At 66.5% G+C, this 15,455-nt stretch carries 16 protein-coding genes; 9 read left to right on the plus strand and 7 right to left on the minus strand.

The genetic code is table 11. From position 1 onward, the window contains the following. Positions 1-101: 101 nt before the first annotated feature. The 3 genes from PSELUDRAFT_RS09065 to PSELUDRAFT_RS09075 all read left to right on the plus strand — a co-directional run bounded on the left by PSELUDRAFT_RS09065 (position 102) and on the right by PSELUDRAFT_RS09075 (position 2,795). Positions 102-1,013 (plus strand): flagellin, encoded by a 912-nt coding sequence (locus tag PSELUDRAFT_RS09065; protein ID WP_088966537.1) that lies wholly within the window; start codon positions 102-104, stop codon positions 1,011-1,013. Positions 1,014-1,096: 83 nt separating this feature from the next. Continuing rightward, complete coding sequence (locus PSELUDRAFT_RS09070; protein WP_088966538.1) at positions 1,097-2,059, plus strand: hypothetical protein; 963 nt, start codon at positions 1,097-1,099, stop codon at positions 2,057-2,059. Beyond that, a complete protein-coding gene (locus PSELUDRAFT_RS09075) occupies positions 2,052-2,795 on the plus strand; it encodes a PilZ domain-containing protein (RefSeq protein ID WP_088966539.1) in 744 nt (247 codons plus the stop codon). Before PSELUDRAFT_RS09070 ends, PSELUDRAFT_RS09075 begins: the two co-directional genes overlap by 8 nt. 430 nt (positions 2,796-3,225) lie before the next feature. On the opposite strand, the gene PSELUDRAFT_RS09080 is transcribed toward PSELUDRAFT_RS09075, so the two are convergent. Genes PSELUDRAFT_RS09080 through PSELUDRAFT_RS09110 form a run of 7 tightly spaced genes read right to left on the minus strand, consistent with a single transcriptional unit; the run spans position 3,226 to position 9,459 of the window. Further along, positions 3,226-5,313, minus strand: a complete 2,088-nt coding sequence (locus PSELUDRAFT_RS09080; protein ID WP_088966540.1) for a flagellar biosynthesis protein FlhA — start codon at positions 5,311-5,313, stop codon at positions 3,226-3,228. 2 nt (positions 5,314-5,315) lie between these two features. Beyond that, positions 5,316-6,449, minus strand: coding sequence for a flagellar biosynthesis protein FlhB (locus PSELUDRAFT_RS09085; RefSeq protein ID WP_088966541.1), 1,134 nt, complete (start codon positions 6,447-6,449; stop codon positions 5,316-5,318). Beyond that, the gene (gene fliR / locus PSELUDRAFT_RS09090; RefSeq protein WP_088966542.1) at positions 6,442-7,218 is read right to left on the minus strand and encodes a flagellar biosynthetic protein FliR; all 777 of its coding nucleotides are present in this window, start codon (positions 7,216-7,218) and stop codon (positions 6,442-6,444) included. The genes PSELUDRAFT_RS09085 and fliR overlap by 8 nt, the downstream gene beginning before the upstream one ends. A 3-nt stretch (positions 7,219-7,221) precedes the next feature. Then, positions 7,222-7,440 (minus strand): flagellar biosynthetic protein FliQ, encoded by a 219-nt coding sequence (locus tag PSELUDRAFT_RS09095; protein ID WP_369800110.1) that lies wholly within the window; start codon positions 7,438-7,440, stop codon positions 7,222-7,224. 55 nt (positions 7,441-7,495) lie between these two features. Beyond that, the gene (fliP, locus tag PSELUDRAFT_RS09100) at positions 7,496-8,245 is read right to left on the minus strand and encodes a flagellar type III secretion system pore protein FliP (protein ID WP_369800097.1); all 750 of its coding nucleotides are present in this window, start codon (positions 8,243-8,245) and stop codon (positions 7,496-7,498) included. Then, on the minus strand, positions 8,242-8,589 hold the full coding sequence (gene fliN, locus PSELUDRAFT_RS09105; RefSeq protein ID WP_088966544.1) for a flagellar motor switch protein FliN: 348 nt from the start codon (positions 8,587-8,589) through the stop codon (positions 8,242-8,244). Before fliN ends, fliP begins: the two co-directional genes overlap by 4 nt. Before the next feature lie 3 nt (positions 8,590-8,592). After that, the gene (locus PSELUDRAFT_RS09110) at positions 8,593-9,459 is read right to left on the minus strand and encodes a FliM/FliN family flagellar motor switch protein (RefSeq protein WP_088966545.1); all 867 of its coding nucleotides are present in this window, start codon (positions 9,457-9,459) and stop codon (positions 8,593-8,595) included. 474 nt (positions 9,460-9,933) lie between these two features. On the opposite strand from PSELUDRAFT_RS09110, the gene PSELUDRAFT_RS09115 reads away from it, so the two are divergent. The 6 genes from PSELUDRAFT_RS09115 to PSELUDRAFT_RS09140 are packed head-to-tail and all read left to right on the plus strand — an operon-like array spanning position 9,934 to position 15,404. Continuing rightward, positions 9,934-10,266 carry a flagellar hook-basal body complex protein FliE gene (locus PSELUDRAFT_RS09115; protein WP_088966546.1) on the plus strand — a complete coding sequence of 111 codons (333 nt, stop codon included), beginning with the start codon at positions 9,934-9,936 and terminating at the stop codon, positions 10,264-10,266. Positions 10,267-10,282: 16 nt separating this feature from the next. Then, complete coding sequence (gene fliF, locus PSELUDRAFT_RS09120; protein WP_231895346.1) at positions 10,283-11,956, plus strand: flagellar basal-body MS-ring/collar protein FliF; 1,674 nt, start codon at positions 10,283-10,285, stop codon at positions 11,954-11,956. Then, entirely contained in the window at positions 11,949-12,974 is a 1,026-nt protein-coding gene (locus PSELUDRAFT_RS09125) for a flagellar motor switch protein FliG (protein WP_088966548.1), read from the plus strand. Before fliF ends, PSELUDRAFT_RS09125 begins: the two co-directional genes overlap by 8 nt. Then, positions 12,974-13,660 (plus strand): flagellar assembly protein FliH, encoded by a 687-nt coding sequence (gene fliH, locus PSELUDRAFT_RS09130; protein ID WP_088966549.1) that lies wholly within the window; start codon positions 12,974-12,976, stop codon positions 13,658-13,660. Before PSELUDRAFT_RS09125 ends, fliH begins: the two co-directional genes overlap by 1 nt. Beyond that, positions 13,657-14,964 (plus strand): flagellar protein export ATPase FliI, encoded by a 1,308-nt coding sequence (gene fliI, locus PSELUDRAFT_RS09135; protein ID WP_088966550.1) that lies wholly within the window; start codon positions 13,657-13,659, stop codon positions 14,962-14,964. Before fliH ends, fliI begins: the two co-directional genes overlap by 4 nt. Further along, positions 14,961-15,404, plus strand: coding sequence for a flagellar FliJ family protein (locus PSELUDRAFT_RS09140; RefSeq protein WP_088966551.1), 444 nt, complete (start codon positions 14,961-14,963; stop codon positions 15,402-15,404). Before fliI ends, PSELUDRAFT_RS09140 begins: the two co-directional genes overlap by 4 nt. Positions 15,405-15,455: the final 51 nt, after the last annotated feature.

Raw genomic sequence — 15,455 nt, forward strand, 5'->3', positions numbered from 1 at the left:
AATATCCATTAACGATTTAAGTGCCGGCAGGGATTGGTCGCTTTGTACGGATGACGGCATGCATCGCATGTCCAACCCCGACAATCATCAGGAGCCCTGTCATGCTCAGCCTGTACACCAATGCCGCTTCGCTCTCTACCCAGTCCGCGATGTCCAGCACCCAGAAGGACCTGTCCACTTCCATGCAGCGCCTGGGTACCGGCTACCGCATCAACTCCGCCATGGACGATGCCGCCGGCCTGCAGATTGCTACCCGCCTGAACGCCCAGGTAAGCGGCATGAAAGTGGCCATGCGCAACACCCAGAATGACATCTCCATGCTGCAGACCGGTGAAGGCGCGCTGAACGAAGCCACCAGCATCCTGACCCGCATGAAGGACCTGGCCACCCAGTCCGCCGATGCCTCCTCCAGCGCCAATGACCAGACTGCCATGCAGGCTGAATACGATGCGCTGGGCCGCGAACTGAACAACATCATGACCAACACCTCGTTTGGCGGCCAGGCGCTGCTGGCAGGTGCCAAGACCGGTACCACCGCTGCCACGGCAACTGCCCTGGCCGCTGGCGGTGGCAAGTTCGGTGCCGCCATCAACTTCCAGATCGGTTCCTCCTCCACCGAAACCATGAGCTTCAACGCCGCGACCCAACTGGGCCAGGCCGACTTCGACATCGGTTCCGCCAGCGCGGCATACAAGACCCCGGGTATGGCCGGTGCCGGTACCGAGCTGACCGGTGCTGCCAACGCCACCATCGGCCTGCTGTCCAACGCGCTGGACTCCGTGGGCGCGCTGCGTTCCGCCATGGGTGCTGCGGCCAACCGTCTGGACCACGTGAACAATAACCTGAGCAACATGAGCAACAACGTGACTCAGGCCAAGGGCCGCATCATGGACACCGACTACGCGTCCGAAAGCGCCAACATGACCACCAAGCAGATGCTGATGCAGGCCAGCACCGCCATGCTCAAGCAGAGCAACGGCATGTCCTCCATGGCCATGTCCCTGCTGCAGTAATTGTTGTCTCGTCCTCACCTTGCTGTTTGATGCCAGCTGCCCTGCAGCTGGCTTTTTCCATTTGACTGCTGCCGGAGCCGGACATGCTGCTGGACCCCGCCCTGACCAGCCCGCTGCTGCGTGGCGCCGAACTGCCGCCAGGCATGCCCGACCTGTTGCCACTGGTGGGCAGCACGCTCACCTTGTCGGTGCTGGCGGTGGAGCAGCAGGGCGTGCGGGTAGCCACGGCAGAAGGCTTGACGCTGCTGCTGCCGGGGCTGGCCGAAGCCGGCTTGCAGGCCGGCAGCCAGCTATTGATGAAAGTGGTGGCCACCGAGCCGCGGCTGCAACTGGCGCGGCTGGACGAAAGCAGCGCGCCCGCGCCGCAGCGGGAGGCACCCGCAGCGCTAGCCGCCGAGCCGCTGGTGTTGCCGCCACGCTGGACGCTGGTGAAGCCGGGGGCGGAACAGTTGGCCGCAGGCTGGCGCGGCGTGCTGCAGGCGGCGCTGCTGCCGGCCGCCGCTGGCGAGCTGGCCAGCCAGCCGTGGCTGCTGGCCGGCTTGCGGCCGGAGACCGATCCGCTGCTGCTGGCCCGCCGGCTGGCGGAGCAGGGCTGGCACCTGGCACACGGCTGGCCGGGGCAGGTGCTGCACCTGGCGGTGGAGGAACAGGCGCATGCGGCCAACCTTGCGGAGCCGGCCTTGCTGCTGAAATTGCAGCTGCCGCCGTGGGGCGACATCTGGCTGCGGCTGGCCGCCAGCAGTGCCGGGCCGCTGTTGCAACTGGGCAGCGAACGGCCGCAGGTACTGGCAGACTGGCAGCCACTGCTGGAAGAATGGCGGCAGGCACTGCTGAGCGCCGGCCTGATGGTGGTGGAGCTGCAGCTGTGCCTGGCCGCGGTCAGCCAGCTGACGCCGCGCCGGCTGCTGCCCGGGGCCAATCTGCCGCTGGCCACCCAGTTCCGGCTGGCGGCGAGGATGGTGTTGTTGCTGCAGGCCGCGGCAGAACAGAACATGTCGGCGGGCGATTGTCCGCCATCACCACGAGAGGTGGCGCGTAATGACTGAGGTGAGCGAACAGGCGGTTGCATCGGTGGCATTGTCGCCGGCCGGCGATACCCGGCCGCAGCTGCTGCAGGATGCAATCGAGATCGCCATGCTGATGGCCGAACTGCAACAGCAGGGGGCGGCGGTGTACCTGTACCCGCCGGGCAGCGAGGCGGCGGTGGAAGGCACGTTGCCGGCGCAGACGGCAGTGGGCAATCACCTGCAGCTGTACCCGGCGCTGGAGGCCTGGCCGCTGCTGCAGGCCAACCCGGCTGGCTGGCGCATGGTGGCCATGGTGGGCGACTGCATCGTGCAGGCGGAACTGCCGCCGTTGCAGCTGCTGGGCGGGCAGTGCAGCTGTGCCTACCCGCAGCAGCTCACCCGCTGGCAGCGCCGCGCCTTCCTGCGGCTGGATGCACCGCTGGGGCGGCGTTTCAGCGCCGCGTTCACCCTGCTGGGCGAGGCGTATCAGGCCAATATCTATGATCTGTCACTGGGGGGCGTGGGGCTGTACGCATCGCCGCGCGACCTACCGGAGCTGCGCCCAGGGCGGCAGATTCCCAAGGCCAGCCTGGAGCTGGGGCCGGGGCGCACGGTGGTGGCGGAGCTGGAGGTAAGGCTGTGCCGCAGCTTCCATTCCCGCCTGCTGGGCGAGCAGCTGCACGTGGGCTGCCGCTTCCGCACCATGAGCGAGCAGAGTGCAGCGGTGCTGCGTGCCAGCCTGGCCGAACTGGCCGCCATCCAGCGGCTGGATTGATGCGGCCAACCTTTGGTCAAGCCCAACCTCAACGGTGTTTACTTAAGAAACTTCACCTACGGTTCTGGCGATAGAACGGTAGCGACTTGACCTGAACCCGTTGGCGCGAGCCGGGCAAAATGGTGCGCCCCAGGTTTTAAGACGCCGATCTGTCTGAGTCCCGAGCCGTTAGCGAGGGACGAGTTCGGCGGCGCCTGGGGCGTGCCGTTTTGCCCGGGGTTTCGAGCAGCGCCAATAGAATAAAAAGCCGGAGCCGGGGATTGGAAAGGGGCCGGCGGTCGGCCCCTTCCTCGTTCGCCGGGCGAAACCGGCGCCAAAAACATCATCCGCGTAGCGGATTCCATGCCTGACAACACATCAACGCAACACGGTAAATGTTGGGCCTCGCTACGCTCGACCCAAGCTACACGCTGCCGGCATTAGCCCGCCATCAACCCAGCGTACCGATGATGCTGACGTCGCGGTTTTCCGGAATCTCGTTGTAGGACAGCACCGACAGGCCCGGGGCGAACAGCCGCGCGTAGCGTGCCAACAGCGGGCGGATCTGCGGCATCACCAGCAGCATCGGTGCCGCCTGCTGCTGCTTCATCTGCTCGCGGATCACCGGCATGTTCTGCTGCAGCTGAGCCAGGATGTTGGGCTCCACCGGGTAGTTGTCCAGTATCACCTTGCCGCTCTGCTGCGCCTGGCTCAGCGCGCCCAGCAGCATGTTTTCCAGCTCGCCGCCCAGGTTGAAGGCGCGCATCTCCTGGCGCGGGCCGATCAGCGCGGCCACGATCTGCCGGCGCAGGGTGCAGCGCACTTCCGCCGCCAGCAGGATGGCGTCCTTGGTGGCTTCGGCGTTCTCCAGCAGCGTGCTGGCAATCGGCACCACGTCCTTCAGCGCCACGTGCTCGGTGAGCAGCGCGCGGAATACCTTCAGCAGCTGGCTGTGATTCAGCGCCTTGTCCAGCGCTGCGGCCAACTTGGGCGCCTGCGCGGTGAGGCGGTCCATCCAGGCGGCCACATCGTCGTGGCGGAACAGCTCCGGCAGGTAGTCGCGCAGGGTGCGCGACACATGGGTGGCGATCACGCTGGCGCCATCCACCACCTGGTAGCCCAGGCCCAGCGCATGCGCCTTGTTTTCGCTGTCGATCCAGGTCACCGGCATGCGGTAGGCCGGGTCCACACCGGGCGTGCCGTCCAGCTCGCCATAAACATGGGGCGAGGGGATGGCCATCAGCTTGTCGGCCGGAATCTCCGCCTCGGCCACCACGGTGCCGCCGAGCTGGATGGTGTACTGCGTGGGGCGCAGGCCCAGGTCGTCGCGCACCGGAATGGCCGGCAGCAGCAGGCCCAGCGCCTCGCTCTGGCTCTGGCGCATGCCCTTGATGCGCTTCACCAGCGGCGCGCCCTGCGCCGGGTCTATCATGCCCACCAGCTTGTAACCCAGCTGCACCGACAGCAGCTCCACGAACGGCAGGCTGTGCCAGTCCAGCTCGCTGTGGCTTTCCGCCAGCAGCGCCTTGCCGATGGCTTCCTGCTCGCTGTCGGCGATCTGCGGCGCGCGGCTGCCCACCCGCCAGCCTACATAGGCCAGCAGCGCGGAGAAGGCGAGGAAGCTGAACCACGGCATGCCGGGGATGATGGCCAGCACGAACATCACGCCGGCGGCGCTGTACAGCACGCTGGGCGAGGCCAGCAGCTGCGAGCTGACCTGCTGCTCGAAGTCGCCGGAATCGCTGATGCGGGTCACGATGATGGCGGCGGCGGCGGATAGCAGCAGCGCCGGAATCTGCGCCACCAGGCCGTCGCCGATGGTCATCAGCGCGTATTGCTTGAAGGCGTCGGCAAAGCTCAGGTCGTGCATGGCCACGCCGATGGCCAGGCCGCCCAGCATATTGATCAGCAGCACCAGGATGCCGGCGATGGCATCGCCGCGCACGAACTTGGAGGCACCGTCCATGGCGCCGTAGAAGTCGGCTTCCATCGCCACGTCCTTGCGGCGCTGCTGGGCTTTTTCCTGGTTGATCAGGCCGGCGTTGAGGTCGGCATCGATGGCCATCTGCTTGCCGGGCAGCGCATCCAGCGTGAAGCGCGCCGATACCTCGGAGATACGTTCGGCACCCTTGGTGACCACCACGAAGTTGATGATCATCAGGATGACGAACACCACCAGGCCCACCACGAAGTTGCCGCCTATCACCACCTGGCCGAAGGCTTCGATCACCCGGCCGGCGGCGTGGGTGCCTTCATGGCCGTGCAGCAGCACCACGCGGGTGGAGGCCACGTTCAGCGTCAGCCGCAGCAGGGTGGTGGCCAGGATAATGGTGGGGAACACCGAGAAATCCAGCGGCCGCTTCACGTTGACGCTGACCAGGATCACCACGATGGCCAGCACGATGTTGAAGGTGAACAGCGCGTCCAGCACCGCCGGCGACAGCGGCAGGATCACCATGGCCAGTACCGCCATCAGGAATATCGGCGTGGCGAACTTGTGGCGGCGCAGGGTGGCAAGCAGGCGATTGAAGGCAGTCATGGTCAGCGGGGTTCGGTAAGTTCTTGCGGAATGTCGAAATTGTGCGGCAGCTCCGGCTCACGGCGGCGGCGGCCGCTGCGGAATGCCTTGAGCTGCAGCACATAGGTCAGCACCTGTGCCACCGCCTGGTACAGCGCGGCGGGAATCTGCTGGTTGACCTGGCTGGTGTGGTAGATGGCACGCGCCAGCGGCGGCAGCTCCAGCACCTCGATATGGTGTTCGCCGGCCAGCTGGCGGATGCTCAGCGCCATCTCGTCCAGGCCCTTGGCCAGCACGAACGGCGCTTCGGCGCGGTCTTCGTCGTATTTCAGCGCCACCGCGTAGTGGGTCGGGTTGACGATCACCACGTCGGCCTGCGGCACGGCTTTCTTCAGCCCGCGCAGGGCGAACTGGCGCTGCAGTTGGCGGATGCGGTTCTTCACTTCGGGGCGGCCTTCATTGCTCTTGTGTTCTTCCTTGAGTTCCTGCTTGCTCATGCGCTGGCTGCGCATGAACAGCAGCCACTGCAGCGGCAGGTCGATCACCGCGAACAGCACGAACACCATGCTCAGCAGCATGGTGCCATCCAGCATCAGCCCGGCGCCCTGCAGCAGCGCGTCGGACAAGGGCAGCGATTGCAGGCGCAGGTATTCCAGCTGGCTGCTGCTGACCAGGTGCCACAGCAGCAGGCACAGCAGCACGGCCTTGAGCAGGCTGCTGCCCACCTGCAGCAGCTGCTTGCCGCTGAACATGCGGCCAAGGTTGGCCGCAGGGTCCAGCCGCTCCAGCTTGGGCTGCCAGTGGCTGCTGTTGAACACCCAGCCGCCGGGAAACAGCGAGCCGGCCATGATGGCCAGCGGAATCAGCGCCAGCGGCGCCAGCATGCGTGCCAGCAGCCACAGTACCGAGGGGAAGGCGTTGCCCAGCGCATTGTCCAGCGCGCCTTCGCCGCTGCCATAGGCCATGGCCAGCGCGAACAGGCGGTGAAAATCGTCCAGCCACAGCGGCAGCAGCAACAGCAGCAGCTTCAGGCTCAGCACGATGCCGATGGCGGTGGCCACATCGCGCGAGCGCACCACCTGGCCGGCTTCACGCGCCTTGCGCAGCTTCTGTTGCGAGGGTTTTTCGGTCTTGTCGCCGCCGCTGTTGTCAGCCATGCGCCAGCTCCAGATTGCGGTCCAGCAGGCCCAGCATGTGCTGGGTGAACTGCAGATAGTGTTCCGGCAGCGTGCGCACCAGCAGGCCGAGCATGAACAGCCCGAACAGCGTCACCACCGAGAAACCCAGCGAAAACAGGTTGAGGGCGGGCGCCACGCGGTTGAGAAAGCCCAGCCCCAGCTGCACCACCAGGGTGGAAAAAATGATGGGCAGCGCCAGCAGCAGCGCGGCGGAAAACACCCAGCCCACCTGGTAGGCCAGCAGCTTGAGCACGCCGTAATCCAGGCCGTGGCCCAGCGGCCAGACGCGAAAGCTGGCGTACACCACGTTGACCAGTACCAGGTGGCCATCGATGGCGAAGAACACCAGGATGCACAGCACCGTCAGCAGGCTGGACACCACGTCGGAGGAGGAGCCGTTCACCGGGTCGTTCATCATCGCCATCGACAGCCCCATCTGCGATGAAGCCAGCGTGCCCAGCAGCAGCGGCAGCGCCATGGTGAGCTGGAACACCAGGCCGAACACACTGCCGATGATGGCCTGCTCCAGCGTGGCGGCGATGCCGTGCAGCGAAAACGGGTCCACCGGGCTGATATGCAGGCCGGGCAGTACGATCACCGCCAGCACCAGCGACAGCATCAGGCGCACCCGCACCGGCACCAGCATGTCGCCCAGCAGCGGCGCCATCGACAGCGCCGCCATGAAGCGGCAGAACGGCCACCAGACAAGATTCAGCAGCCCGGGCAGCTTGAGCAGCAGCGCTTCCATGCCCTAGCCGACCAGCTGCGCGGCGCGACGGAAGATCTCGGTACAGAAATCCATCAGCGTTTCGGTAATCCAGTGCCCGGCCACGCAGATCACCAGCAGGGTGACCATCAACCGCGGCAGGAAGCTCAGTGTCTGTTCGTTGATCTGGGTGGCGGCCTGGAACAGGCTGACCAGCAGGCCCACCACCATGCCGGGTACCACCAGCACCGCCACCAGCAGCATCACCACGTGCAGCGAGTCGGTGACCAGATCGACAGCAATTTCCGGAGTCAGCATGTCAGTAGGCCTGGATGCTGGAAACCAGCGTATTGACGGTCAGCGTCCAGCCGTCCACCAGCACGAACAGCAGCAGCTTCATCGGCAGCGAAATCACCAGCGGCGACAGCATCATCATGCCCATCGCCATCAGCACCGACGACACCACCAGGTCGATCACCAGGAAGGGAATGAACAACAGGGCGCCGATCTGGAACGCGGTTTTCAGCTCGCTCAGCATGAATGCGGCCAACTTCACCGGGAAGCTGTGCTGCTGCGGCTGGCTGATATTGCCCTCGCCGGACAGCCGCGCCACCTGCGCCAGCGCGGTCTTGCCTGTCTGTGCCAGCATGAAGCGCGACAGCGGCGCCTCGGCCAGCTGCAGCGCCTGCTGGAAGCCGATCTTCTCCTGGTCGTAGGGCTGGAACGCCTTCTGCCAGATATCCAGCCCCACCGGGCGCATCACCAGAATGGTCAGCACCAGCGCCACGCCGGTAATCACCCGGTTGGGCAGGCCCTGCTGCAGGCCCAGCGCCTGGCGCAGCAGCGACAGCACGATGACGAAGCGGGTGAAGCTGGTCATCATCAACAGCAGCACGGGCAGCAGCCCGAGCAGCGTCATGATGATCAGGATCTGGGTCTTGACCGTGAAATCCACCGGTGCGCCGCCGGCCGAGCCGGACAGCAGCGGCACCGATGCCGCCATGGCCGGGGCGCAGCACAGCAGCGCCGCGCCTGCCGGGGCGGCGTAACGCCAGGCACGACGCATCATGGCTGCAGCGTGTCCAGGTCCAGCGCGGCCAGCTCCACCACCTTCAGGCCGTAGTTGTCGCCGGCCACCACCACCTCGGCCTTGCCGACCGTGGTGCCGTTGACCTTGATCAGCAGCGGCTCGCCAGCCAGGCGATCCAGCTCCACCACCGAGCCGGGGCCGATGCCCATCAGCTCCAGCAGCGACACCTTGGCGCTGCCCACTTCCAGCGTCAGCGTTACCGGAATCTTGCGCAGCATCTGCAGATTGTCGCGGCGCGGCGCGCTGTCGGCGGCTTCCGTTACGGCAGGTTCAGCGGTGTCGGCCAGCATGGCGTCGATATCGAAAGCGTCGGTAGGCTCCATGCCTTACTCCACATCTTGAAAAGAGGTTAACCACAATTTGCCGTCGTGTTCGGCCACGGCGGCATGAAACAGATGGGCGTCATCCACCGTCACCCGCGCCAGCGAAGGCGGGCGGATGGGCAGGGTGTCGCCGGGGCGCAGCGTCAGGAGATCGCCCAGCGACAGCTGCAGCTCCAGCAGCTGCGCGCTGATGGACAGCTGCAGCTGTTTACCCAGCTGCAGCGGCGCGGCGCTGTCGGCAGCAGCGGCCTGGCGCGGCGCCAGGCTGCCCAGCAGGCGGCCCAGCCAGTATTCGTCCAGCGCCAGCCACAGCATGCCGCTGAGCTGACGGCTGTTCTCGTGCAGGGTGAGCTGCAGCAGCTGGCTGCCGGCGGGGAGCGGCGTGGCCGGCAGGCGCTGCGGCTCGCCATCGCCATCACCGGCGATCAACTGTTGCAGCAGGCTGGCCAGCTCGCGGCCCAGCAGCTCCAGCAGGCGCTGCTCGCTTTCGGTTTCCGCTTCGCTGTCGGCTCCTGGCGGCAGCTTGCCGTCACCGCCGTAGCGGTAATCCAGCAGCGTCAGCAGCAGCGAGCGTTTGAGGGCAACGGCCATGCGCCCGTCGCCAAGCCGGTAGCTGCACCACTGGCTGCCGGCAGGCGGCGGCGCGGCGTGCAGCTTGACGCCGGCCACGCTGAAGGCACAGCCGTAGCGGCGGTTGAAGCGCTGGGCGAAATAGCGGTCCACCGCTTCGCCCAGGCGGGTGGTGAAGTCCTGCAGCTGATGGAACGGTCTTCCCAGCGTGCGCGGGTCGAGAACCGGGCAACGCTCGGCGTCGTCCGGGGTAAGCAGCTTGCTTTTGCCTCTGCTCGTTGCTTGCGTTCGTTTGCTCACTTGCGGTGGTTCATTCCATCTGTGCTCCGGCGCTTTGCCGGGGCGTCGTTCAGTGGTTCTGGCGGAGCGGGCATTGTTGTTTTTTTGCCGGCCGCAAGCTGTTCGGGCGCGGCAGCCTGGCTGCTTTCACCCGATTTCCAATGTTTCAATCGTATTAATCGATGAATAACTGCGTGGCCAAGCAAGTGCTTGCCACGCGTGTGTGTGAACTTTGTCACACCTTTAAGCTTATGTTCAGTAAGGTTTTTGCCGCCTTTATCAATCGTGGACTAAAGAATATGTCCTTCAGTTGATGGTTCTATTTTAATATCGGACGAAATGTCTGTAAAATGTATCCGTGACGTATCGAATGGGTGGCCGTTGTGTGACGGTCTGTGACAGGGCCGCCAATTTGATTACGTGAAGGTAATTCTGATTTTTTGAATGTGAATTGTCGGTGCAAATTCAGAGGTTTGCGCCGTTTCAGGGGATGTCATGCTCGAACCATCTATCCAGCTCATTCTTGCCGACCGCTCGCGCATCCAGGGGGATATGGCCTCGCTGGGCGGCGAGGCGATCCAGCCGGCCATCGGTGCGCAACCCGGCTCAGCCAGCTTCGGCGACAGCCTGCGCGATGCCGTGAGCAGCGTGGATGCAAAAGAGCGCGATGCCGCCGGCAGGATGGAAGCGGTGGACAGCGGCCGCAGCGATGACCTGGTGGGCGCCATGCTGGCCAGCCAGCAGGCCAGTCTGTCGTTTTCCATGCTTACCCAGGTGCGCAACAAGGTGGTTGGCGCGGTGGACGAGCTGAGCAAGCTGTCGCTGTAAGCAAGGTAGAGACGCCGTGATCAATACGCTCAAATCCAGGGTTGGCCGCATGGCCGGAATGCGCGGCCTGCTGTCGCCGGCCAATGTGCGCATGCTGCTGCCCATGCTGTTGCTGGCCGCCGGCATCACCGCGCTGGCCATGATGTACCTGTGGCACGACGATGCCCGCTACAAACCGGTGTTCGGTGCCCAGGAACACGTACCCGCCGCCGAGATGATGGCGGTGCTGGATGCCGAGAAAGTGCCGTACCGCATTCACCCGGTCAGCGGCCAGGTACTGGTGCCGGAAGACGAGCTGGGCAAGGTGCGCATGCTGCTGGCCGGCAAGGGCGTAGTGGCCAAGCTGCCGGAAGGCCTGGAGCTGGTGGACAAGAACGACCCGCTGGGCGTGAGCCAGTTCGTGCAGGACGTGCGCTTCCGCCGCGGCCTGGAAGGCGAGCTGACACAGAGCATTATGGCGCTGGGCCCGGTGGCCAATGCCCGCGTGCACCTGTCGCTGGCGCGCAGCACTTCGTTTGTGAGCAGCGACGGCGAGAAAAGCTCCGCCTCGGTGATGCTGAGCCTCAAGCCGGGCCAGCAGCTGAGCGCCGAACAGACGCTGGCGGTGATCAACCTGGTATCCGGCAGCGTCGCCAGCCTGGAGCCGTCGCGGGTGACCGTGGTGGACCAGGACGGCAACTTCCTGTCCGCGCATGTCGACCCGGCGGAAGGCATCGCCGGCCTGGCCGGCGGCAGCGATGCGGCCAACCGTTTCCGCAGCGACGCACTGCGCAATGTGCGCGACCTGCTGGCGCCGACGCTGGGCGATGGCAACTACAAGGTCAGCGTTACCGCCGACGTGGACAACGACAAGGTGGAAGAAACCCGCGAGCGCTATGGCGAAGCGCCGAAGATCACCAACGAGGCGGTGCGTAACGAACAGGATCAGGAGCCGGTGGCGCTGGGTGTACCCGGTTCGCTGAGCAACCGCCCGGTGGCCATCGATGCCTCGTCCCCGGCCGGTGCCTCACCGAATGCCTCGCACAAGAATGCCGCCACCCGCCAGTACGCCTACGACCGCACCATCACCCAGGTCAAGCACGCCCGTGGCGCGCTCAAGCGCCTGAGCGTGGCGGTGATCCTCAACAACGCCGTGGCGCCGTCGGCAGCCAAGGGCTGGACGCCGGAACAGCTGGCCAGCTTCGACAGCATCCTGCGTAACGGCCTGGGGCTGGATGCCGCCCGCGGCGACAAGCTGGTGGTGTCCTCGCTGAGCTTCCCGGCGCATGCCGTGGAGCAGCCGTGGTGGCAGGAGCGCAGCACGGTGGAAAGCGGCGTGTCCTACGGCGCCTACGCGCTGCTGCTGCTGCTGGGCTGGCTGCTGCTGGTGCGCCCGCTGCTGAAGATCCTGCGCCAGTGGGTAGCCACCCGGCAGAGCGAAATCGAACTCAACGAAGTGGCCATGAACACGCCGGCCGCGCTGGCCGCGCCGCAGGTGCTGGAGCCGCAGGCCGCTGCCCAGGCGGCAACGTTGGCCGCACCGCAGGCCGGCGCCGTGCGCCTGCCGATGGTGCCGCTGCTGGAAAACTACGATCTGCCGCCGGCCGGCTCCAGTGTCGACGTGCTGGTGGATCACCTGAAGAGCCTGGCCGGCAAGGAGCCGGAGCGCGTGGCGGAAGTTGTCAAACAGTGGGTGCAGAAACGTGGCTGATGTCCAGAATCTGAATGCAGCGCCGGACGAAGAACTGTCGCCGCTGGAGCGTGCCGCCATCGTGCTGCTGAGCATGGGTGAAGAACCGGCCGCCGCCGTGCTGCGCTGCCTGTCGCGCGAAGAGTTGCTGGAAGTGACGCAGGTGATGTCGCGCATGAGCGGCATCAAGGTGGACGCGGTGCGTCACAGCCTGCAGGTGTTCTTCGACGACTACCGCCAGCAGAGCGGGGTGCATGGCGCCTCGCGCTCCTTCCTGCAGCGCTCGCTGGAAATGGCGCTGGGCAACGACATTGCCAGCAGCGTGCTCAACAGCATCTACGGCGATGCCATCCGCCCGAAGATGGCGCGGTTGCAGTGGGTGCAGCCGGGCTGGCTGGCCGAACGCATCAGCGGCGAGCATGTGCGCATGCAGGCGGTGTTCCTGGCCTTCCTGCCGCCGGCACAGGCCGGCGAGGTGATCGAGGCGCTGCCGGTGAACCAGCGCGACCAGGTGCTGGTGAACATCGCCCGCCTGAAGGAAATCGACCGCGAGCTGCTGCTGGAACTGGAACTGGTGGTGAACCGCTGCCTGGACAGCCTGGGCAGCCAGAACGCCAGCGTGGAAGGCGTGCGCCAGGCGGCGGAGATCATCAACCGCATGAACGGCGACCGCGCGCAGATGGTGGAACTGCTGCGTGCGCATGACCCGGGCGTGGTGACCGCCATCGAAGACAGCATGTACGACTTCTTCCTGCTGTCGCGCCAGAGCGAGCAGGTGATCCTGCGCATCGTGGAATCGGTGGCGCTGGAACAGTGGGCGATTGCGCTCAAGGGCGCCGAGCCGGCGATCCGCAACGCCATCGTACAGTCCATGCCGCGCCGCCAGGCGCAGGCGTTCGAAGACAGCATGCGCCGCTCCGGCCCGGTGCCGATCAGCCGCGTCGAACAGGTGCGCCAGGAAATCATGCAGGCAGTGCGCGAGCTGGCCGACAACGGCGAGATCGACCTGCAACTGTTTGCCGAGGATGTGGTGGAGTGATGGCCCCGTTCCGTCCCTATCGTTTTCCGCCACTGTCGCAGGCACTGCCCGCCGCCAGCGGTTCGCAGGCGGCGCAGCAGCAGGCGCAGCTGGCGCAGGGCTTTCAGCAGGGCATGGAAAGCGGCTTTCGCGAAGGTTACGACAGCGGCGTGGAGCAGGGCCGCCAGCAAGGCTTGGCCGCAGGCCACGCCGACGGCCTGATCCAGGGGGCGCAGCAGGGCGAGCAGCAGGTGCTGGCCCGCTTTGCCCAGCTGGAGCAACCGCTGGAAGCCGCGCTGCAGGCGCTGCACCAGTTGCAGGCCGACTACCAGCAGGCGCTGCGCCGCGAAGTGGTGGAGCTGGTGGCCAAGGTGGCGCGCCAGGTGATCCGCTGCGAGCTGGCGCTGCAGCCGGTGCAACTGCTGGCGCTGGTGGACGAAACCCTGGCCGCGCTGCCGCCGGTGCAGGACGACCAGGTCACCGTGTACCTGAATGCCGAAGAATGTCAGCGCATCCGCGAACTGGCGCCGGAGCGTGCCGCACGCTGGACGCTGACGCCGGATGCGCGGCTGGCGCCGGGCGAATGCCGCGTGCGCGCCGGCAACCATGAGGCCGATGCCGGCTGTCGCCAGCGGCTGGATGCCTGCATGCAGCAGGTAGCCGACCACCTGGCCGACACACCGTCCAGCCCGGAGGACGCGGCATGATCTCCTCCGCCCTGCGCCAACTCGAACTGGGGGCCGTGCCGGTGGCACGCCCCACCGGCCGCCTGACCGGCGCCGCCGGCCTGCTGCTGGAAGCCACCGGCTGCCCGTTCATTACCGGCCAGCGCTGCCTGATCGAAACCGAAGGCGGCAAGTGGCTGGAAGCGCAGGTGGTGGGCTTTCGCGACGAGATTTCCTACCTGATGCCGTTCAAGCCGGCGCGTGGCCTGGCCACCGGCGCCCGCGTGCTGCCGGCCGGCGAGCAGGGCGGCCTGCAGATCGGCCCGTCCTGGCTGGGGCGCATCGTCAACGGCCTGGGCGAGCCCATCGATGGCATGGGCAAGCTGGGCGGCGATGCACCGCTGGATATTCACCCGCCGCGCGTCAACCCGCTGAAGAAACAGCCGGTGCGCGACGTGCTGGACGTGGGCGTGCGCGCCATCAACGGCGTGCTGACCCTGGGCCGCGGCCAACGTGTCGGCCTGTTCGCCGGCAGCGGCGTGGGCAAGAGCGTGCTGCTGGGCATGATTACCCGCCAGACCGCCGCCGACGTGGTGGTGGTGGGGCTGATCGGCGAACGCGGCCGCGAGGTGCGCGAGTTCGTCGAACACGCGCTGGGGCCGGAAGGCCTGGCCAAGGCCATCCTGGTGGTGGCGCCGGCCGATGAATCGCCGCTGATGCGCATGATGGCTACCGAGCTGTGCCATGCCATCGCCGCACATTTCCGCGACCGCGGCCAGCACGTGCTGCTGCTGGTCGATTCGCTGACCCGTTACGCCATGGCGCGGCGCGAAGTGGCGCTGGCGCTGGGCGAGCCGCCGGCCACCCGCGGCTACCCGCCGTCGGTGTTCGGCCTGCTGCCGCAGCTGGTGGAAAGCGCCGGCAACGGCGAAGGCGCCGGCAGCATGAGCGCCATCTACACCGTGCTGGCCGAAGGCGATGACCAGCAGGACCCCATCGTGGACACCGCGCGGGCGATTCTCGACGGCCACATCGTGCTCAAGCGCGAGCTGGCCGAGCGCGGCCACTACCCGGCCATCGACATTGCCGCCTCGGTAAGCCGCTGCATGAGCCAGCTGGCTGCCGGCAATCACCTGCGCGCCGCGCGCCAGCTCAAAGACCTGGCCGCCCGCTACGCACAGGTGCGCGAACTGATTCCGCTGGGCGGCTACGTGCCCGGAGCCGACCCGGCCACCGACCGCGCGGTACAGCTGTACCCGCAGATCGAGGCCTTTTTGCAGCAGGACATCCGTGAGGCGGCGCCGCTGGCGCAAGCCCTGGCGCAACTGGAGGCCCTGGCCGCATGAGCAAGCAGCTACTTCCGGCAGATCTGCAGGCGCTGGCTCGCCTGCTGCGCCTGCGCCAGGACGAGGTTGACCAGCTGGGCGTCAGCGTGGCGCAGCAGGAAGCGCTGCGCCAGCGCTACCGCCGCAACCTGGAACGCATGGCCGCGCTGTGTGCCGGCAGTGGCAGCAGTGGTGCGCTGTCGCCGGTGCTGGCGGCCAACTGCGCCGGTTACAAGCAGGGCGTGCTGGCCATGATGGCGCAGCACCAGCAGGACCTGGCGCTGCACGAGGCCGACCTTGCGGCCAACCGTGGCCGCCTGCTGCAGCTCACCCGCAAGTGCGAGGCGCTGGCACACAACTTCCGCCAGCGGCAGCAGGCGTGGCAGCAGGCGCTGGCACGCAGCGAGCAGAAGCGGCAGGACGATCTGGCCACCCAGGTGTGGCTGCGGGGGCAGGCATGAGGATTTCAGTTTTGATGTCCGGTGGTCGCCTTGATGCGGTGATAGCCATGT

This window comes from Vogesella sp. LIG4, assembly GCF_900090205.1.
In the GTDB taxonomy this organism is placed as follows: Bacteria; Pseudomonadota; Gammaproteobacteria; order Burkholderiales; family Chromobacteriaceae; genus Vogesella.